Below are 20,275 nucleotides of genomic sequence, written 5' to 3'. Positions count from 1 at the left end.
CCAGCGCGCTCACGTACACCCACACCCCGCCCAGTCATTGGTCAGACGTCCGGGTCGGCCCGGTGCTTCGGACCCATCCGGCAGTTTGACCATGTTAGCGGTAACAGGGCGCTCGCGGGTCGCAGGCGGCGCGCCACGACCAATCAAGCATCATATCTTTGACATCCACCCCCATGGCTACCCTCTCGTCGGCCCGTTCGGCTGGCGGGGCCGGGTTGACCGACTGCGGCGGCACCGATACCGTCGACCCACTATCTGCGGCGACGCGAGGGAAGCCGGTGTGAATCCGGCGCGGTCGCGCCACTGTAAGCGGTTCCTCAGTCTCACCACGGGGACCGCGAGCCAGGACGCTCGGTCGTCCGCAGCCTTGCGATGGGGACGCGTCATCCCCGGGGAGGTTCGTGTTCCATGTCTACTTCCACGTCCAGCCAGCCGTTGGTGCACCCCGCTGCCAGTGCGCGTCTGTTGTGGACGGTCCTGGCGACCGTTGCGGTGCTCAGCCTGCTGGCCTACCTCGTCGCCTTCGATCAGGGAGCCGTCTCGCGCAGCGGCATGTACCTGCACGAGCTGATGCACGACGGCCGGCATCTGCTGGGCGTTCCGTGCCACTGACAGCCACCACCGCTCCCCCGTTCGTCACCGTCCTCGTCCGTGGGCTGCTCGCCGGTCTGATCGCCGGCCTGCTCGCCGGGGCGTTCGCCTACGTCGCCGGTGAGCCGCACGTCGAGGCGGCCATCGCCATCGAGGAGGCGGCGGCGCACGCCGAGCCCGCGGCCGGTGGGCACGATCATGAGGACGCCCTGGTCAGCCGGACGGGTCAGCGCGGCGGCCTGTTCCTGGCCACCGGCCTGTTCGGCGCCGCGATGGGTGGCCTGCTGGCCACGGCGTACGCCCTGCTGTCCCGTCGGCGACGGATCTACGACGACGACGGCCGGGCGGGTCTGCTGCTGGCCGGCGCGGCACTGCTCGGCGCAGTGATCGTGCCGTTCCTGAAATATCCGGCGAACCCTCCGGCCGTCGGCGACCCGGCCACCTTCAACCAGCGCACCGTCACCTATCTGCTGATGGTGGTGCTCGGTCTGGTGGCGGTGTGGAGCGGGTCGCTGGGCTATCGGGCGGTCGGCGACGCGGCGCCGACGTGGCAACGCGCCGCTGCGGCCGCTGCCGGGTTCCTGCTGGTCACCGTGGTGGCCTACGTGGTGATGCCCTCCTTCCAGGAGGTCCCGGACGACTTCCCCGCGACTCTGCTGTGGGACTTCCGGCTGGCCTCGCTCGGCACCCAGGTGGTGCTCTGGACCGGGATCGGCCTGCTGTTCGCGGCGCTGATGCACCACGACCGGCGTCGCCGGGCCGCCGCCGCGCTGCCGGGCACGTGATCCCCACCAGCCTCCGGCTGGTCGCCCACGGTCACACCACCGCCCTGCGCCGGGCTCGGTTCGGTGGGGCGGACGACGGCTTGGACGAGGGCGGCCTGCGTGCCGCCCTCGCCCAGGCCCGCACCGAATCGGGCCGGCGCGGGCACCTGCGTGTCGACGATGCCTGCCTGTCCGGTCCGGAGGCGGCCGCCACACAGACCGCCGACGCCTTCGGTCTGCTGCCCACCATCGAAGCGGCATTGGCCGACTGTGACTACGGCGACTGGACCGGACGGTCGTTCGAGGAGATCGCCGTCGAGCAGCCGCAGGCGCTGCATGAGTGGATGTCCATACCGGACTCGGCCCCGCACGGAGGCGAATCCGTCGCGACGGTGCGGGACCGGGTCGGTCGTTGGCTGGACGGGCAACGCACACGCGGCCAGCGGATCGTCGCCGTCGCCCACCCGCTGGTGATCCGGATCGCGGTGGTCCACGCCCTCGACCTGCCGATCGCGACGTACCGGCAGTTGGACGTGGAGCCATTGGCGATCATCCGGCTCACCAGCCAGGGTGGGCGGTGGCAGTTACGACTACCCGCACCGCGAGCAGGGTGAGGAACGCCCCTCAGTGGTGCCGGTGGGGCAGGTGCAGCTCGACGGGCTCGGGCGGGAGGTCGTCGACACCGGCGGCGACGGCCTGCTGGTGGCGGCGGTGTGCCGAGGGCAGGGCGAGCGAGGCGAAGACGGCCAGGACGGCAACGCCGGCGCAGACCCAGAAGCCCGCGGTGAAGGCCCCGTCGGTGGGCAGGCCCTGCGGCGTGCTGTGCGAGGTGATGACGGCCGCGACGACCGCCGCGCCGATGCTGCTGCCGATGGTCCGCGCGATGGTGTTGACACCGCTCGCCTCACCGGTCTGCCCGGCCGGGACGCTCTCGATGATGGCGTTGGACATCGCCGCGAACGCAAGTCCGATGCCGGCGCCGGTGAGCACTCCGGAGAGCAGCACCTGCCAGGACGCGCCGTGGGCGAGGGCCGGCAGCACGAACGCGACGACGACCGCGACCGCGCCGAGGAACATCGGAACCTTGGGACCGAAGCGACGGTCCAGCAGACCCGCGAGGGGCCCGAAGACCACCATCATCAGGACGGTGGGCAGCAGGAACAGACCCGCTTGGGACACCGTCTTGCCGAACCCGTACCCGGTGGCCGCGGGGAGTTGGAGCAGGGTCGGCACGAGCACGAACGTCCCGAACATCGCGAAGCCGAGGATCAGGGCGACGAGGTCGGTGGCCCAGACACCGCGAATCCTCATCAGTCGCATGTCGATGAGCGGCTCGCGTACCCGCAGCTCGACCAGGACGAACACGATCAGCGCGACCACACCGAGCACGAACAGGCCGACGGTCTTCGTCTCACCCCAACCCCAGGCCTGCCCCTTGCTCACCGCCAGCAGCAGTGCGACCAGCGAGACCGACAGGATGCCGGCGCCGAGCATGTCGAGCCGTCCGGGCGTGCGGACCCGTGACTCGGGCATCCCGAAGACGGCCCCGAGCAGCGCGACGACGACGAGGACCAGCGGCAACCAGAACAGCCAGTGCCACGACAGGTGCTCCACGATCGGACCCGCGGCCACGATGCCGACGCCGGCACCGACACCGAAGATCGCCGACAGCAGGCCGACGGTGACGCCGACCTTCTCCCGGGGCAGTTCGTCGCGAACGATGCCGATCGACAGGGGCAGGATCGCTCCGGCGGCTCCCTGCAGCGCCCGCGCGACGATCAGCACGGCCAGGTTGGGGGCCAGCGCGGCGAGCAGGGTGCCTGCGGCGAGGGCGGCGAGGACGCCGATGAGGACCCTGCGCTTGCCGACCATGTCACCGAGACGGCCGAGGATGGGCGTCAGCACCGAGGCTGCCAACAGGTAGGCGGTGAGCACCCAGCTGATGTCTCCGGTCGAGACGCTCAGGTCCCTCGCGATGGTCGACAGAGCGGGCGCGACCAGCGACTGCAACACCGCGAACGCCAGGCCGCCCAGTGACAGGTACAGCACCAGGAGGGTGCTGCGGGCGCGTGGGGCGCCATCGGCCGTGGCGCCGACCGGGGTCGACTCCTGGATGGTGTGGGTCATGAGATCCCCGAAACTAGATGTAAACGTTTGCTGACTTACCAGTATCCGCAGCGCTGGAGTCATGTCAACAGTTGTTTACGTCACGCCGCCGCAGTGCGCCTTGCATTTCGTCCGCAAGTCAACATATGTTTACTTTCGGACGAGCAGCGAACGGCCGGGGCATGGTCCAGAGTGCGATCTACCTCGCCGGTAGGGATATGACTCTGCGGTATCCCGACCGACAGCGACACCGCTGCGCCCTCGCGGGCCGCACCAGCGGTGCCGGGCGGTGTGGGCGCCGACCGCGCCACCGCCCCGGCCAGAGCGAGAGAGGACACGCCGTGACCAGTGACACTGCCCCACCATCGGGGCAACCGGCCCGCCGCCGGCGCCGGGACGCGAGCGAAACCCGGCAGCTCCTGCTCGACGCCGCCCGCCGCCGCTTCGCCCAGGATGGCTACGCAGCCACCACGGTCCGAGACATCGCCGACGAGGCGGGCGTCAACGTCGCGCTCATCAGCCGCTACTTCGTCTCCAAGGAGGGCCTGTTCGAGGAGTGCCTGCGGGCTGCGGGCGACGAACTGCGCCGAACGACCGACCAGACGCCCGCCGACCGGGTGCCCGAGGCCATCGCCCGGCACATCGCCGACCTCGGCGCGGCAGGGCTGTCGAGCCAGCTCGCGCTGCTGTTGCGGTCGTCCGGGGACGCGGGGGCCGACGAGATCCGACGCGCCGTCCTGGCCCGTTCCAGCGAACAGCTGGCGGCGGCCCGCGGGTGGCGCCCCGACGAGCCGGGCAGCGACCAGGTCCTCCTCCGCGCCCAGATGGCGCTCGCCGCCGGCATCGGGGTGGCGGTGCTGCGCTCGTCGATCCGGCTGGACCCGCTGAGTTCCGCCACCGAACAGGACCTGGTCGGCCCCCTGCGTGACCTGGTGGACGCACTGCTGCCACCCCGCTGACCGGGACCGGAAGCCCGGGCCGCCCCGGCAACCACGATCGGGTAGGGCGGGTCAGCCCGCGCGGGTGTGGACCAGGGCGGCGGCGTCGTCCAGGGCAGCTTTCTCGGCGACAGAGAGTGTGGGGTTGACCCTGCGCATGCCCAGCGCGGTCCGCAGGTGGGTGGCACGGGGTGGTTCCGCCCGCTGTTGGAAGGCGCCGAGTCCCGCCCGGGCAAAGTCGGCGAGCTGCGCGTCCGGACCGACCGCCACCTCGGCGAAGATCAGGGCGGTCATGGCCACGTCCAGGTCGGGCGGCCCCTCGGCGGCGTTGCGCCAATCGATCACCACAGGCCCCCGCGAGGTCATCATGACGTTCTGTGGGTGCAGGTCGAGGTGCAGGACTCGGTCCGTCGGCTCGGCGCTGAACCGAGCCGGCAGGCGGTGGAGGCGATCGTGCAGGTCCGCAAGCAGGTCGGCGGCGGTGTCAACGGCGACGCGCCCGGCGAGGAGCGCGTCGAGGAGGGTCTCGCCGTCGAGTCGTTCGAGCACCAGGTCGGGGCCATCCACGGTGTACACGGCCGGCACCGGGTAGCCGGCGGCGGCGACGTACGCCATCACGTCGGCCTCCGGCGCGGTGTCCCCGCCCTGGCGGTAGTGACGCAGCACCCTCGACTCGTCGAGCGCGAAGACATCGGCGTCGCGCCCGGACGCGAGCAGTGCGAGATCGGCCACGGCCACCGACGCTAACAGGCGATCAGTCCCACCCCGTGTCGGGCGGGCCGTGAACACGGCCCGCCCGACACGGCGGCAGTAGCGCTAGCCGGTGACGGTGAACGGTCGGGCCACCGCCGTCGCGGACGTGGCACCGGTCAGCGTGACGCTTGTCGCGCCCGCCTTCGCCACACCCGGGACGCTGACCGTCGCGCCGGAGATGACACCGTCGCCATTCGCGCGCACGGTGCTCACCGCGAGACCGTTGCCGAAGGCGATCGTGACCGCCTCGTTCGGTGCGAACCCGGAACCGTCAACCGTGATCGACGTGGCGCGCGGCCCCGAGGTGGTCGTCAGCGCCACCCTCGGCTGGTACGTCAACGCGGGCTGCCGCTCGGTCACCCGGACGGTGGCCGTGGCCGGCGTACGGGAGGACGTTCCCGTCGCGGTGACGGCGTACCGGCCGGGCTGCTCGTCACCGGACATCGCGACCGAGGCTAGGACCGTTCCCGCCTTGGAGGCCGCGACCTTCGTGGTCCGTGCCGGGTTGGTGCCGACGGTGACGGTCACCTGCTCGCCGGCGGCGAACCCGCTGCCGTCGACGGTGATCGCCGCACCGGTGGTGACGGTGGTGCTGGCGGCCGACAGCGCGATCGTCGGCTGGGACCTGCCAGGTGCCACGGTCACGGTGAAGGACCCGGTGCTGCTCGACAGCGTGTCCCACGCGGTGACGCGCACGGTGTAGGTGCCCTCCCGCGCGTAGGTGTGCTGCCCGCTCATCGCACCGGACGCACCGATCGTCGCGTCGTTCGGAGCCGTGCCGTCTCCCCATTGGACGCGGGCGCGGTAGCCCGTCGTGCCGGGAACGCCGCCGGTCACCGAACCGAGGTTCGCCGCGAGATCCTGACCGGCGTTCGCCGTCTGGTCCTTCGGGGCGACGGTGGTGAGTGCGGGGGCCGGCGTGCCGTCGTTGGCGACGGCGAACACGTGGATCCGGCCCGCCGAGCGAGGGTCACCGGTCTGCGTCGGCAGGGTCACCGACACCAGCGTCTTGCCCGCCGGGATCTGGTACGGCGCGGTGGCGAACAGGAACGGCTGGGCGCCGTCCCGGCTCGTGCCGTACAGGCGGTACGCCGTCTTCGCGACGATGGTGTTGCCGTACGACGGGGTGCCGTCGGGGTTGCCGCCCAACGTCCAGTCACTCAGCTGGATCGGGACGCTGGCCGTGCTGCCGTCGCTGAACGTCGCCGTGGCGGTGGTGCTCTGGTTGCCCTGCGTTCCGGCGCCGATGAAGGAGATGCTCCTCGCGTCGTCCGGAAGGTCGAGCCCGATCGTCGCACCGTTACCGGTGGCGTTGTCCGGCAGCCCGGCCGGGATCACCGGCAGCGTGAACTGCAGTGCCGTTCCGGGGACCTGCTGCCGCTGCCCCTGGGTTGCGCCGCCCGCCGTCAGGGCCGCCCGCGAGTACGCCCACGTCTTGGCGTCGCAGTCCGCCGCGAGAACTCCTTCGTCGCCGACGCAGACGGTGTCGAACGCGGCGGTGAGACCGGTGCTCGGGGCGTACCCCACCTCGACGCCGACCGTCGCGGAGCTCTGGCTCTCGCCGTCGGTCACCGTGACGTTCGCCTGGTGGTAGCCCGGCGTGGCGTAGGTGTGTGACCCACCGATGCGGTAGACGGCCCGCGAGCTCAGCGTCACGGTGCCCTCGGTGACCGGCGTGCCGTCACCCCAGTCGATCGTGGCCTGGTAACTGCTGGCGGTGCCGCCGGTGACGAGGGCCAGCGGTCCCGAGACCGGCACGCCGGCGGTCGGGTGCACGCTGTCCGCGGCGGTCACCGTGATGTCGCCTCCGTCTAGGTCGAGGTCGCCCCCGGCGAGCAGCTCGATCTCGGCGAGGTTGGTCTGCGCGGCGCCGAGGGTCTTCGTCACGGCGAGACGGAACTGTGTGAACCGGCCCGGCTTGTCGACGGTGTAGGGCCGGGTCTGGTTACGCCACGGGAAGACCTGGTCCTTGCGGGTGTCCACGGTGGTCCAGGTGAGGCCGTCGTTGGAACCCTGCAGCCGCCAGTCGGCCGGATCGCCGGCACTCGCCCCGGACGTGACGGTGTAGTAGGTCGGCTTCTGCTTGCCGTTACGGAAGGCCCAGTTGATCTGCGGGGTCGCCGAGGTGAAGGTGACCTGCGTGGTCGACGAGTCGTCGAACAGCTTCGACGCGTCCTGACCGCCACTCGCGGTCGCGGTGCCGAGACCGGGGCCGGTGGTGTCCTGCAACGGCTCCGGCGTCTTGTCGCCCTTGGTCAGCGACGGCGGCGCGTCCTTCTTGCCGCTGCCCCACGACGACGGGTTGGGGCCCATCTGGAAGTCGATGGTGCCGCCCTTGGCGAGCGTGGCCACGTCCAGGGACAGGCTGCGCTGTTTCTTGCCGTTGACCAACACGCCCTGCACGTAGACGTTGCGCGTGCTGTTGTTCGGCGCGTTGACGACGATGTCGCCGCTGGGGCGACGCACGGTCATCCTGGTGAACTGCGGCGAGCCGATGGCCCACTCGGACGACCCGGCCTGCAGGGGGTAGATGCCCAGCGAGCTGAGGATGTACCACGACGACATCTCGCCGTTGTCCTCGTCGCCCAGGTAGCCCTGGCCGATCTCGCTACCGACGTAGAGGCGGCGCAGGATTTCCCGTACCGCCGCCTGGGTCTTGGCCGGCGCGCCAGCGAAGTTGTACATGTACGGGATGTGGTGCGACGGCTGGTTGCTCATGCCGAGCTGCCCCATCCGCACCGCGCGCGCCTCGATCATCTCGTGGATGATGCCGCCGTACCCGCCGGGGCGGTCGGCGTTCTCGGGGGTGGAGAAGAACGTGTCGAGCTTGTCCTGCAGCGCCTTCTGCCCGCCGTACAGGTTGGCGAGGCCCTGACCGTCCTGCTGGGCGGTGAAGGTGAAGTTCCACCCGTTGGTCTCGGTGTAGACGCCACCCCAGTCCAGCGGGTCACCGGCGAGGAAGTTGCCGGCCGCGTCGCGACCCTGGAAGAGCTTCGTCTTCGGGTCGAAGAGGTGGACGTAGTTCTGGGCCCGCTCCAGGAAGTACCGCGACTCCTCCTTGAGTCGGGCACGCTCCGACTTCGGCGTGGCCGGGTCCTCGGCGAGGGCCGCACCCATGTTGCCGATGCCGTAGTCGTTGATGTAACCCTCCAGCGCCCACGACACCGACTCCCCGGTGGAGGTCGGCGTGTAGCCGAGGAACAGGGAGGTCTCGATGCCCTTGCGGCCGACCTCGCCGCGCCCGGACGCGACGGTCGCGTCCTTGACGGCCGCGTTGTACGCCGCGAGCGGGTCGGGCAGCTTGACCCCGGTGAGGTACGCCTGAGCCAGGGCCACGTTGGCGCTGGTGCCGGTCATCAGGTCGGCGTAGCCGGGGGACGACCAGCGGGCGATCCAGCCGCCGTCGCGGTAGTGCTGCACGAACCCATCGGAGATCTTGGCGGCGATGTCCGGGTACAGCAGAGCGTAGGCGGGCCACACGGTGCGGTAGGTGTCCCAGAAGCCGTTGTTGACGTAGATCTGCCCGTCGACGATCTTCGCGCCGGTGTGGGTGGGGGTCGATGCACCGGTCGGCGTCGAGACCGGGCTGGCGTACTGCCAGCGTGGTGCGGCGGCGGTGCCGGTGTTCTCCGACTGCGAGTTCGGGTAGAGGTTCAGCCGGTACAGATTCGAGTACATCGTGACCAACTGCGCTTCGGTGGCGCCGCGCACCTCGACCCGGCCGAGCCGGTCCTTCCACGCGGCCGTCGCGGCGGCGTGGATCTGGTCGAAGCTCTTACCAGTGACCTCCAGGTCGAGGTTCCGGCGCGCCTGGTCGACGGAGAGGAACGACGTCGCGAGGCGCATCGTCACCTCCCGGCTCGCAGAGAGGTCGAAGGTGGCGGACGTCGCCGCGGAAGCGGTCGGTGCCCGGTCGAAGGCACCGGACACGAACATGCGGCTCCGACCGGCCGACAGGGGGCTGCCGTTGTCGACCCAGCCGGTGAAGGTGCCGTCCGCGCCGATGGTGAACGTGCCGTTGTGGAAGACGAGGCTTCCGGTCGCCTGCCCGGCCGGGAAGGTGAACCGCATGATCCCGGCGTGGTCGGTGGGCGACATCTCCGCGATCAGGCCGTTCTGCAGCGTGACCCGGTAGAGGTCCGGCTGTGCCGTCTCGTCGTCGTGGCGGAAGGCAAGCGCACGGCTGGCGGGCGCGCCGGTGAGGGGTCCGTCGCCGGCGACCGGCATGACTGACATCTGGTTGCGGTCACCCATCCACGGGCTGGGCTCGTGGGAGATCGCGAGACCCTGCAGCATGGGCAGGTTGGCCTCGTTGTTGATCCGGTGGTACTGGTACTCCCACGTGTCGGAGGTCGCGTCGGTCACCGGCGTGAAGAAGTTGAAGCCGTTCGGCACCGAGGTGATCGGCAGGTTGTTGCCGCGCGAGAAGCCGGACGTCGAGTTGGTGCCGCGCCGGGTGTCGACGTAGTTGGTCAGCTTCGAGCCGTCGATCGACGCCGGTGCGGCGGTCAGCTCGATGTCGTCGATCCAGCCCTGGAACCGGGTCTCCCCGGTGGCCTGCGGGTTGTCGTACGCGAGCAGGATGCGGTCGATCGTCTTGCCGGGTGCGACGGTGCCGAGGTCGGCCTGCACCAGGTTCCACTGGTCGGCGTAGAGCACCTTCGATGCGCCCTGTCCGGCGCCCGTCAACGGGTAGCCGTGCTGGTCGACGGGTGAGCGTCCGCTCAGGTAGCTGCCGTCGGTGAAGTGCAGGTCGACGGCGGCGTAGGTGGACGGGTATCCGGCGTCCTTACCGGTGAACTCGGGGAAGAGCTTGTACGACAGCCGGGTCTTGGGTCCGACCGGGATGTGGACGTCGAACAGCTTGTTGGTCGCGTACGAGCGGCCGTTGCCCTCGGCACCGCCCGCGTAGCGCAGCGCCGCCAGTCCGGTGAACCCGACGTCCGGCTTCGTGGTGTAGCCACCGCTCGGGCCGGCGGTTGCTTCGCTGACCATCGGCGGGAGGACGTCCGAGCCGTCGCTGATGTTCCAGTCGGCGAGCTGCACGAGCGAGTCACCGGAGTTCGCGGTGATGTTCAGCCGGTAGAAGCCGTAGGCGCTCGTGTTGGTCAAGCTGTACGTCTTGGTGGCAAAGCGGCCGCTGAACGTCTCGCCGGCGCGCTTGTCCAGGTCGGTCCACGTGCTGCCGTCGTTGGACCCCTGCACGACGAAGTCCTTGGGGTCCCGGGTCGGTTCGTCGTTGGCCGCGGTCAGCGAGTAGCGCACCACCGTCGCGGGCTTGGCGAGCTGGTAGGTCACCCAGCCGCTCGGCTGGAACATGAGCCACTTGGTCGACGGGTCGGCGTCCTTGAGGTTCGCGGCGACCTCGTCCGGCGGGTGCTCGGCGCTCGCGGTCACGGTGCTGACCTGGCCGAGCAGGCTGCCGGGCAGCGTGTTGACCTGGCCGCTCGCGTTCGCCTGGACCGGCTTTCCGTTCGCGCCAAGCTCGACAGTGCTGGTGACGGGTTGCGGGTCGGCCGGCTCGAACGAGGAGCTGAAGTTGCCGGGCGTTGCCGCGGCGGGAGCGGCGTGGGCCAGGGGCGCGGCGACGAGCAGTCCCAGCGGTAGCAGGGCGGCTGTTGTCACGGCGATCAGGCGGGGTGGCAGGGAACGCGCATGGGGGCTGTGCGACATGAGGGACGGTGCCTTTCGACTCGATCGGGGTCGAGTACGTCGAACGTCTGGGCAGAGTGGACCGCTGGGCCCGCCGGTCTCGGCCAATACGCTCTCCTTCGGAGTAGGCCTGACATCGTTGTCATGAGACTCGACCGATGAGGGCGGGAGCAGTGGACTGCCGCTGATAGTTCCGGGCACAGCACGACGGTGTCAACGGGTTGATCGAAGCGAAACGTCCACCGGGTGCCGGTCAGGGCCCGGGTCAGCGTGTCGGACCGTCGGCGCCGCGGTGCATGCGGGGGCGAAGAGCCCGCCGATCGCGCACACCGACCGGTGCCGAGTCCCGCCTCCTGAGCCGACCCGCTCATGCCACCGGATCGACGCCGATAGTTTCGGCAAATGTCGGATCACTTCGAGCGGGACCTTGTCCGCCGACGGCCAAAGGGTGCACACCTACGGCCAGCCCACCCTGGCCAGACCCGACGTGACCCGCCGCGCGTCACCCCGACTCGTTTCGGAGTGTTACCGGAACTTGTTGACGTGTTGGAATTCTCACTGCAATACTCCGATCCATTGAGGTCAATGCGATCGACGTCGTGACGGTTTCGGTTCGACCTCCCCACCCACCCACACCTGTCCGGACTGTGCTGCCCGCACACTGGGCGCATCCGGCCTGCGAGAAGGGGCACCAGATGAGCAGGCTCTCCCCCGGCACGGCCCCGCGGTCGAGGCGGTTGCGCGCGGCACTGGCCGTCCTCACCACCGCCGTGGCGATGTGCGGCGTCGTCCTCGCGGCCACCTCGACCCCGTCGAGCGCCGCCACCTGCAACGGCTACGTCGGCCTCACCTTCGATGACGGCCCGACCGGCAACACCAGCGCGTTGCTGAACGTGCTGCGCAACAACGGCGTACGGGCCACGATGTTCAACGTCGGGCAGAACGTCCAGAACAACCGGTCGGCGGCGCAGGCACAGGTGGCCGCCGGCATGTGGGTCGCCAACCACAGCTGGAACCACGCCCACATGACCTCGATGAGCCAGTCTCAGATGCAGTCCGACCTGTCCCAGACCAGCTCGGCGATCCAGTCGGCCACCGGCGTCCGACCGCAGTTGTTCCGGCCGCCGTACGGGGAAACCAACTCCACCCTCCAGTCGGTCGCGTCCTCGCTCGGCATGCGCCAGGTGATCTGGGACGTGGACTCACAGGACTGGAACGGCGCGAGCGTCGGCCAGATCGTGTCCAACGCGAGCCGCCTCCAGGCGGGTCAGGTCATCCTCATGCACGACGGGATCCAGAACACCCGCGACGCGATCCCCCAGATCGTCGCCAACCTGACCAGCCGCAACCTGTGCCCCGGCATGATCTCGCCGTCCACCGGCCGTGCGGTCGCGCCCGACGGCTCGACCCCGCCGCCCAGCACCGGCACCCCGCCGCCCAGCACGGGGACTCCGCCGCCCGGCAACGGCAGCTGCACCGCGACGGCGACGACCCCCAACGTCTGGGGCGACCGGTACAACACGTCGGTGACGGTCAGCGGCGCCAGCACGTGGACCGTGGTGGTGGCCATCACCGCACCGCAGCGGGTCTCCACCATCTGGAACGGCAACGCCACCTGGGACAGCAGCGGCACCGTCATGACCATGCGGTCCAACGGCAGCGGCAACACCTTCGGCTTCACCACGATGACCAACGGCAACAGCAGCGCCCGCCCGCAGATCCGCTCCTGCACCGCAGGCTGACCCACCCGGACCGACTAGGTGTGCGGCGGGTGCTCCGGCACCCGCCGCACAGCGGCACTCCGGCGCGGATCAGAGGCCACTAGCCTGCATTGATGCGACACACCCTCACGCCCGGGGACGACACCCTGCACGGCCACTTCTCCCCCGATTTCGCCCCCGTGCTCACCATCGACCCCGGCGACACCGTCACCTACCGCACCCTGGACTGCTGGTGGTCGGCCGGCGCGTATCCCGGCGGCTCGCACCGGGACCGACCCCGGGCGCCGCAGTACCAACCCGACCACGGGCACGCGCTGATCGGTCCGGTCGCGGTCCGTGGCGCTCGCGCCGGCCAGACCCTCGCGGTACGCATCGACGCGGTCGTCCCGGCCACCTGGGGCACCACCGTGGCCGGCGGTTGGCCCAGCGGCTTCAACCAGCGGTACGGCGTCGACCAGGAAGGCGTCGTGCATTCCTGGGAGCTGGACCCCGTGACGATGACCGGTCGCAACCAGCATGGCCACACCGTCACGCTCCGGCCCTTCATGGGTGTGCTCGGGATGCCACCCGCCGAGCCGGGGCGTCATTCGACGATCCCGCCGCGCGCCTGGGGGGGCAACCTGGACTGCAAGGACCTCACCGCCGGCAGCACCCTGCTGCTGCCGATCCCGGTCGACGAGGCGCTGTTCTCCGTCGGGGACGGGCACGCCGCACAGGGCGACGGCGAGGTGGGCGGCACCGCCATCGAATGTCCGATGGACGAGGTGACGCTGACCTTCGACGTCCGCGACGACTTCCCGGTCACCGGGCCGGTGGCCCGCATCGCCGACGCCTGGCTGACCCAGGGGATCGGCGCGTCCCTCGACGACGCCACGTTCATGGCCCTGGACTCGATGCTGACCCTGATGCAGCGGTTGCACGGCCTCAGCCGCCCGGACGCCGTGGCGCTGGCCAGCGTCACTGTCGACGTACGGGTGACGCAGATCGTCAACCAGACCGTCGGTGCGCACGCGGTGCTCCGTGACGACGCGCTGCGCCGGCCGGGGCACTGACGTGTCGAGGCTCGGACGAGCCGATCGTGTCGGGGGTCGCCGTTAGCGTGTGGGCACTGTCGCCGCGCCGGCCACGTCGAGCCGATCGCTGACCCCTCGGAGGTTCCCATGTCCCAGGAGACGACCTACCTCGAACTGTCCGAAGTGGACGGTGCGCACAAGTTTTACGAGGTCAGCGTCGACGATGCCACACTGACCGTGCGCTTCGGTCGGATCGGCGACCAGGGGCAGGTCAAGGCGAGCGCCTATCCGGACAATGCGCGGGCCCGGGCAGCCGCGGCGAAGAAGATCGGGGAGAAGGTCCGCAAGGGCTATGCACCGGCGGTCCCCGGCGTCCGACAGAAGCGCACCGTCTCCCGACGGCAGATCGTCAGCACCCGCTCCACCGCCCACACCGCACCGGTGCTCTGGCGTTACGACTCCGGCGCCCCCGCCTTCGGCATCTTCGTCGACGGGCGGCACTGCATGGTCGGCAACGAGCACGGTGTGATCACCACGCTCGACCACGACGCCCAGGTGCGCAGCCAGGTCCGCCTCCCCGACGGCGTGAAGTGCATCGTCGCCGACGACGCCTGGATTTACGCCGGATGCGATGACGGCAACGTCTACGACCTCTCCGGGAAGGTCCCCCGGGTGGCGTACGCGATCGCTCCGGAGATCGACATCTACTGGCTGGACATCCACGACGGTGTCCTGGGCGTCTCGGACGCCGACGGCGGGATCACCGCGGTCGACCACGAGGACGAGTTCCTGTGGCGCAGGCCCGGGCGGGGCCGCTCGGCCTGGATGGTGCGGTGCGACACCGACGCGATCTACCACGGCCATTCGCAGGGGGTGACCGGCTACGAGTGGCGTACCGGCCGCGAACTGTGGCACACCAGGACCGGTTCGGTGCTCTTCGGCTGGCAGGAGCACGGCAGCGTCTTCGCCGGAACTGGCACCCGTGAGGTGGTGCGCCTGTCCAAGGCCGGTCGGTTCGAACGCAGCTACCTGTGCGACGCCCCGGTGTTCTCCTGCGCCACGGCGGAGGGCGGCCGGTACGTCTTCGCTGGTGACAGCCAGTCCTCGATCTACTGCTTCGACGCGGCGGGCACCCGGTTGTGGAAACTCGGCACCGGCTGCGGCTCGGCGTACTCGATGCAGTATCACGACGACCGGCTCTATGTTGTCACCACCGGCGGCCATCTCGCCTGCATCGACGCGAGCGAGCCGGCGATCCGGGCGGCCCAGGCCGGGGATGTGCCCGCGGTGCGCGACATCAAGGCTCCCCGCCAGGCGCCTCGGCCGGTCGAGCCGACGATCGTCGAGGTGACCAGCGACGCGGGCGGCGGCGTGATCGTGCAGTGCCTCGACGATCGGGGGCGGATGCGGGTTCAGGTGCTGTCCGACGGCTACCGGCGTGACTGGTCGGTGCAGTTCCCCAAGGGGATCCGCGAGCCGGGCGCCCGCTATCTGGTGACCGAGGTCCGCGAGTCCAGCCGTGGCGGGTTCTACCGGGCGTTCGGCGACATCCGCCGTCTGCGCTGAGCAACCGATCGCAACCGCTGCCGAGGGGGTCCCGGTCGCGCACGCCCGTGTCGTAGGGTGCCGGCATGGCGCAGCCCGTTTGGGTCGACGTAGACGCCAACGGGGCCTGGTGGGCTACCCCGCCGACGCGGCGAGTGAGTCACCTGCCGGACGTCGACCCGGAGCTGCTGCGGGTGGCACTGGACCCGTTGCCACCGGCAGCGCCCGCGATCGTGCACTACCGGCCCACGGTGGCGGGTCCGCTCGGTGACCTCGTGGACACCCTGCTCGACCAACTGGACACCGCAGCCCTCGCGATGTTTCCCCGCTGGCTGGCAGGGGCCGACCGTTTCGACAGCGAGGGCACGCTCGGCGTGGCGGCGGTGCGCGCCCTCGCGGCCCGTACCGCCGCCCGCTCCCGGCACTTCGGCCCGTTCCTCGCCGACCTCGCCGAGCGTGGGCTGCGCGGTCGGCGCCGCCCCGCCGGCCGGTCCCGCTTCGCCCCGGGGGTACGCGCCGCCGGGCTCGCCCGGGTGATCGCCGAGGCGTACGACCGGGAGAGCTGCGTACTCGTCGTGGCCCTGCCTGACCTGGATGCGGACGCCGAGCGGACGCTGGTGGCCGCCGCCGAGTGGCTCGTGCGGCACGGCGGCTTCACGGTGTGGTTGGCCGGTGGCCCGCTGCGCCACGCCGACCGGGTGCGCTCGGTCCCGGTGCCGGTGCCGGCACGATTCGCCGAGCTGGCCAGCACGAACGAACGGATTCCGGCCACCGCCGTCGAGCCGGAGTCGACGGTGCTGGCCTGGCCGCCGATCGCGGGCGTGCCACGCGGTGACAGCACCGCCGAGCAGGCGTTGGAACGCGCGCTCGCGCCGCACGACTGGGCGCGGGGCCGGCGGTGGAACCAGACCTACGAGTGGCATGTCCTGGGTGCGGCGTACCGACTGGATCTGTTTTGGCCCGTGGAGGGTCTTGCGGTCGAGGTGGACGGCCCGGAGCATCGTGGGCGAATCGCTTTCGCCAACGATCGGCGGAGAGACGTGCAGTTGCAACTCCTCGGGCTGGACGTGCTTCGCTTCACCAACGAGCAGGTGCTGACCGACGCGCCGGCGGTGGTCGACGGGATCCGTCGGCTGCTGGCCCGGCGACGCGCGGGCGGCACGCACCCCCACGGAGATGAGACATCATGACGAGCCCGGCGGACGTCCCGCACCTGACGCCGAACCAGATCAACGCCCTCGTGGTGCTGATGGTCGAGGCACGCCGACTCACCAACGTCGAGCTGCGCGAGCTGGCCGGCTTCACGCTGACCGGCAAGGACAACACGAAGCTCGTCGACCTGGGCCTGGTGGACACCGATCGGACGCACCGGCCGTTCGCCCACGAGCTGACCGACGAGGGCTGGCGGGTGGTCCGTCAGCTGCACACCTCCACGCCGCCGAAGCAGGGCGGCTCGACGACCCGGTCGCTGTTCGTCGTCCTGTCCAACCTGCACCGCTCGCTGGACCGGCTCCGGGTCAGCCACGGCGACTTCTTCAAGCAGACCGGAGCAACGGCGCTGGCGGCCAGCAAGCCTCCGCACGAAGCACCGGCACCCGCCGCGGTGGCACCAACGGCGGCGGCACCCACGGCGGCGGCACCCACGGCGGCGGCGGAGGTGGAGGCGCTGGTTCGGTCGGCGTACCGCGATCTGGCCACCGCGCCGGGCGCCTGGGTCGGCCTCGCCGACGTCCGGGACCGGCTCGCCGACACCGACCGGGCCGCCCTGGACGCGGCGTTGCGGGCGATGATCGGCCGGGATGACGTCCGCATCATCCCGGTGGCGAACACCAAGTCACTGACCGCACGGGACCGGGCCGCGGCCGTCCGCATCGGGAACGAGGACAACCACGCCCTGTCGATCGGCCCGGCATGATCTCTGACGAGCAGCGAACCGCGCTGGAAGCGGTGAGTCTCAACCCGGCGGTCACCCCGGACGACGTCTGGCGACCGAGCCCGCACAACGTGCCGGAGCTGCACGAGAAGGTGGCCGCGGAGATCCTGCGCGGGGTGGCGCGGGCCCGCACCGACGACACGAGCATGCCGCTCGGCGTGGCCATGCAGGGCCGCGCGGGCGCCGGCAAGACGCACCTGCTCGGGGCGGTCCGCGAACGGATCCAACGCGACGGCGGCTACTTCTTCCTGGTCGACATGGTCAGTGGCAAGACGTTCTGGGAGAGCGTGGCCCTGGCCCTGGTGGAGGGGATGGGCCGCACCCACGTCGGCTGGGGCACCCAACTGAAGACCTTTCTGCGTCGACTCACCCCCCAGCTCGGCCTGCCGATGGAGGTCCGCGACGCGGTCGCCGGTGCCCGACCGGTGACCCGTGCCCAGCTCGACACCTTCATCTGGGCACTGCGCGAGCGCGATCGGGAGGTCGGGCGCGACGCCCAGGACACCGCCCGGGCGCTCGTCCTGCACGGTGCCACCGACTTCGAGGCACAGGACGTCGGTTACGGCCACCTGATCTCCGAACCGGGTGAGCCGGCCGCGCGGGCGGCCTGGGGGTTGAGCGCCGCGATCCGCACCCCGCAGCAGGTCGTGCAGGACATCTCGCGACTGATGGCCCTGACCCTGGATCCCACGGTCATCGCCGTGGACCAGCTCGACACGCTCTTCGCCCAGACCAGCACCTCGCTGCTCAACCACCATCAGGGGCTGGAGGACGGCCAGGCCAAGGTGCTCGGCCCGATCGCCGACGGCCTGCTCAAGCTCCGCGACATCACCCGCCGCACGCTGGTCGTGGTCTCGTGCCTGCCGGACACCTGGGTGCTGATGACCCGCACCGCGCCCACCCCGGTCGCCGACCGCTTTCGCACGGCGACCCTGCCGGACCGGATCCCCACCCCGGAGATCGGGCAGGCGATCGTGGCCAAGCGTCTCGCCGGCGCGTTCGCGGGTCCGCGTTTCGTGCCACCGCACCCCACATGGCCGATCGCCCCCGCCGCCTTCGCCGACGCACCCACCCTGACGCCACGCGCCCTGCTCCGCCGGGTGGACCGCCACCTCGCCTGGTGCCGGGACAGCGACGAGGTGGTCGAGTTGGACCGGCTCATCGACGGCGCCGAGTCGACACCGACGGTCAGCACCGTCCGTGGCGCTTCCGCCGACCCCGCGACGGACGAGCGTCGCCTGCATGAGTTGGACGCACGGTTCGCCGAGCTGGTCGAGGCCGCGGACGTGTCGGCCGCCGTCGACCCGGCGGGCGAGGACGAGCACATGCCGCCGCTGCTCGCCGCCGGCCTGGCCGCCTGGATCGCCGAGCAGGCGCCGACCGGCGCCACCTACAAGTACGATCCGCCGCCCGGGCGCAAGCCCGCGCTGCACGGGCGGCTGATCGAGGTGCTCGACGAGGCCACCGAGAACGAGGCGCACTGGTGCTTCCGGGCCATCGCGCACCCCAATGCCATCGCCGTGACCGCGCGGGTCAAGGCCGCGTGCACCCTCGCAGGGTTGGACCGGGACCTGCCACAACGGCGACTGATCCTGCTGCGCAACGGTCCATGGCCGACCGGGAAGCGTACGACCGAGGTGTTGACCGGTTTCGACGCGGCCGGCGGCCTGCGGTGCGCGGTGCCGGAGGCGGACCTGCGGGTCTTCGCCGCGTTGCGGGCCATGGCAACCGAGCCGTCCACGGCCCTGCAGGAGTGGCTGGTGGCCCGTCGCCCGGCCAGCGGCACCGAGCTGTTCCGCACGGTCCTGCCCGGGCCCGACGGGACGCGCGGCGGTGCCCCGCCGACGACGCCCGATGACGGCGAGCCATCGTCCGGCGGCCCCGGTTCCGACCCCACCAACGTGCCGGTCGCCGACGTGGCAGGTGGTCCGTCGACCGGTTCGTCGGCCGCGCCCGTACCCGCTGACCCGGCCGACGTCGCGGTCCGCGCCGGCGGTCAGGCGGTCGGGCTGGGGCAGACCGTCGACGGTGGTCACCCGTTCACGGTGCCCCTGGAGTCGCTGCGCCGGCACGCCGTCGTGTTCGCCGGGTCCGGCTCGGGCAAGACGGTGCTCATCCGCCGGTTGGTCGAGGAGTGCGCCCGGGAGGGTGTCTCCGCGATCGTGCTCGACCCCAACAACGACCTCGCCCGGCTCGGGGACGCGTGGCCCGAGCCGCCGAGCGGCTGGGGTCCCGGCGACGCCGAACGGGCCACGGACTACCTCGCACACACCGAGGTGGTGGTGTGGACACCCCGGGTCACCGCCGGCAGGCCGTTGAGCTTCCAGCCGCTGCCCGACTTCACCTCGCTGCGGGAGTGGCCCGACGAGTTCGACCAGGCTGTCCGCTCCGCCGTGGAGGCGCTCGCGCCACGGGCCGGCGTCGACCGGTCGAGCAGGCTCGCCCAGCAGGGCAAGGCCGTCCTCACCGAGGCCCTCCAGGCATACGCACGAAGCGGGATGGTGGGTCTGCCCGGCTTCACCGAGTTCCTTGCCGACCTGCCCGAGGGGGTCAGTCGGCTGGCCCGTGCCGGCAAGCTCGCCGAGGAGTTGGCGGAGGCTCTCAAGGCGGCGATGGTCACCGATCCACTCTTCGGCGGGGTCGGTGCGCCGGCTGACCCCGGGCTGCTGCTGACGCCGTCGCCGGGCCGGCGGGCTCGGGTGTCGGTGATCAGCTTCGTCGGCCTCACGTCCGATCAGGAGCGGCAGAGCTTCGTCAACCAGTTGCAGATGGCGCTCTTCGCCTGGATCAAGCGGCACCCCGCCGGTGATCGACCGCTGGGTGGGCTGTTCGTGATGGATGAGGCGCAGACGCTCGCGCCGTCGACCGGCACCACGGCCTGCACGGCCAGCTCGATCGCGCTCGCCGCACAGGCCCGTAAGTACGGGCTCGGGCTGGTCTTCGCCACCCAGGCGCCCAAGGGTCTGCACAACCAGATCTCCGGCAACGCGACGACGCAATTCTTCGGGCTCCTCAACGCGCCCGCGCAGATTGACGCGGCCCGCCAGCTCGCCGAGGCCAAGGGTGGGCGACTTCCGGACATCGGCCTGCTGAACAGCGGTGAGTTCTACGCCGCCGGGGAGGGGTTCTCGTTCGTCAAGGTGCGTACCCCGCTGTGCCTCACGCACCATCCGAAGGCGCCGTTGAGCCCCGAGGAGGTCATCGCCCGCGCGCACTCGAACGGCGGCCGGTCTGGGTAGCCGGCTCCCGGGCTCCGTCA

Annotated in this window: 13 protein-coding genes and 1 riboswitch; of the genes, 10 read left to right on the top strand and 3 right to left on the bottom strand. The window is 70.9% G+C overall.

What is annotated here, in order from left to right:
* Positions 1-227: 227 nt before the first annotated feature.
* Positions 228-374, top strand: a riboswitch (cobalamin riboswitch).
* Between the two features lie 34 nt (positions 375-408).
* From JOD64_RS28955 to JOD64_RS28945, 3 genes are read left to right on the top strand one after another with little or no spacing between them, the layout of a single operon-like run.
* A complete protein-coding gene (locus JOD64_RS28955; RefSeq protein WP_204945159.1) occupies positions 409-612 on the top strand; it encodes a CbtB domain-containing protein in 204 nt (67 codons plus the stop codon).
* Positions 603-1,376 (top strand): CbtA family protein, encoded by a 774-nt coding sequence (locus JOD64_RS28950; RefSeq protein ID WP_204945158.1) that lies wholly within the window; start codon positions 603-605, stop codon positions 1,374-1,376. The genes JOD64_RS28955 and JOD64_RS28950 overlap by 10 nt, the downstream gene beginning before the upstream one ends.
* Positions 1,373-1,969 carry a histidine phosphatase family protein gene (locus JOD64_RS28945; RefSeq protein ID WP_204945157.1) on the top strand — a complete coding sequence of 199 codons (597 nt, stop codon included), beginning with the start codon at positions 1,373-1,375 and terminating at the stop codon, positions 1,967-1,969. The genes JOD64_RS28950 and JOD64_RS28945 overlap by 4 nt, the downstream gene beginning before the upstream one ends.
* 10 nt (positions 1,970-1,979) lie before the next feature.
* On the opposite strand, the gene JOD64_RS28940 is transcribed toward JOD64_RS28945, so the two are convergent.
* Positions 1,980-3,482 (bottom strand): MFS transporter, encoded by a 1,503-nt coding sequence (locus JOD64_RS28940; RefSeq protein ID WP_204945156.1) that lies wholly within the window; start codon positions 3,480-3,482, stop codon positions 1,980-1,982.
* Between the two features lie 320 nt (positions 3,483-3,802).
* Here JOD64_RS28940 and JOD64_RS28935 point away from each other — a divergent pair, with 320 nt between their 5' ends.
* Positions 3,803-4,420, top strand: coding sequence for a TetR family transcriptional regulator (locus tag JOD64_RS28935; RefSeq protein ID WP_307813773.1), 618 nt, complete (start codon positions 3,803-3,805; stop codon positions 4,418-4,420).
* A 51-nt stretch (positions 4,421-4,471) separates the two neighbouring features.
* Here JOD64_RS28935 and JOD64_RS28930 read toward each other — a convergent pair whose 3' ends face one another.
* Positions 4,472-5,131 (bottom strand): phosphotransferase, encoded by a 660-nt coding sequence (locus tag JOD64_RS28930; protein ID WP_204945155.1) that lies wholly within the window; start codon positions 5,129-5,131, stop codon positions 4,472-4,474.
* Between the two features lie 84 nt (positions 5,132-5,215).
* On the bottom strand, positions 5,216-10,777 hold the full coding sequence (locus JOD64_RS28925; RefSeq protein ID WP_307813771.1) for a GH92 family glycosyl hydrolase: 5,562 nt from the start codon (positions 10,775-10,777) through the stop codon (positions 5,216-5,218).
* A 722-nt stretch (positions 10,778-11,499) separates the two neighbouring features.
* Here JOD64_RS28925 and JOD64_RS28920 point away from each other — a divergent pair.
* The 6 genes from JOD64_RS28920 to JOD64_RS28895 all read left to right on the top strand — a co-directional run bounded on the left by JOD64_RS28920 (position 11,500) and on the right by JOD64_RS28895 (position 20,255).
* Positions 11,500-12,546, top strand: a complete 1,047-nt coding sequence (locus JOD64_RS28920; RefSeq protein ID WP_204945153.1) for a polysaccharide deacetylase family protein — start codon at positions 11,500-11,502, stop codon at positions 12,544-12,546.
* A 92-nt stretch (positions 12,547-12,638) separates the two neighbouring features.
* Positions 12,639-13,577: an acetamidase/formamidase family protein gene (locus tag JOD64_RS28915; protein WP_204945152.1), complete on the top strand. Its 939-nt coding sequence runs from the start codon at positions 12,639-12,641 to the stop codon at positions 13,575-13,577.
* 108 nt (positions 13,578-13,685) lie between these two features.
* Entirely contained in the window at positions 13,686-15,104 is a 1,419-nt protein-coding gene (locus JOD64_RS28910; protein WP_204945151.1) for a WGR domain-containing protein, read from the top strand.
* Between the two features lie 65 nt (positions 15,105-15,169).
* The gene (locus JOD64_RS28905) at positions 15,170-16,273 is read left to right on the top strand and encodes an endonuclease domain-containing protein (protein WP_204945150.1); all 1,104 of its coding nucleotides are present in this window, start codon (positions 15,170-15,172) and stop codon (positions 16,271-16,273) included.
* A complete protein-coding gene (locus tag JOD64_RS28900) occupies positions 16,270-16,998 on the top strand; it encodes a hypothetical protein (protein WP_204945149.1) in 729 nt (242 codons plus the stop codon). Before JOD64_RS28905 ends, JOD64_RS28900 begins: the two co-directional genes overlap by 4 nt.
* Complete coding sequence (locus JOD64_RS28895; RefSeq protein ID WP_204945148.1) at positions 16,995-20,255, top strand: ATP-binding protein; 3,261 nt, start codon at positions 16,995-16,997, stop codon at positions 20,253-20,255. Before JOD64_RS28900 ends, JOD64_RS28895 begins: the two co-directional genes overlap by 4 nt.
* The last annotated feature ends 20 nt before the right edge of the window (positions 20,256-20,275 follow it).

The sequence above is a fragment of the Micromonospora luteifusca genome, from assembly GCF_016907275.1.
GTDB classification, from domain to species: domain Bacteria; phylum Actinomycetota; class Actinomycetes; order Mycobacteriales; family Micromonosporaceae; genus Micromonospora; species Micromonospora luteifusca.
This window is presented reverse-complemented; position numbering and strand designations above follow the sequence as displayed.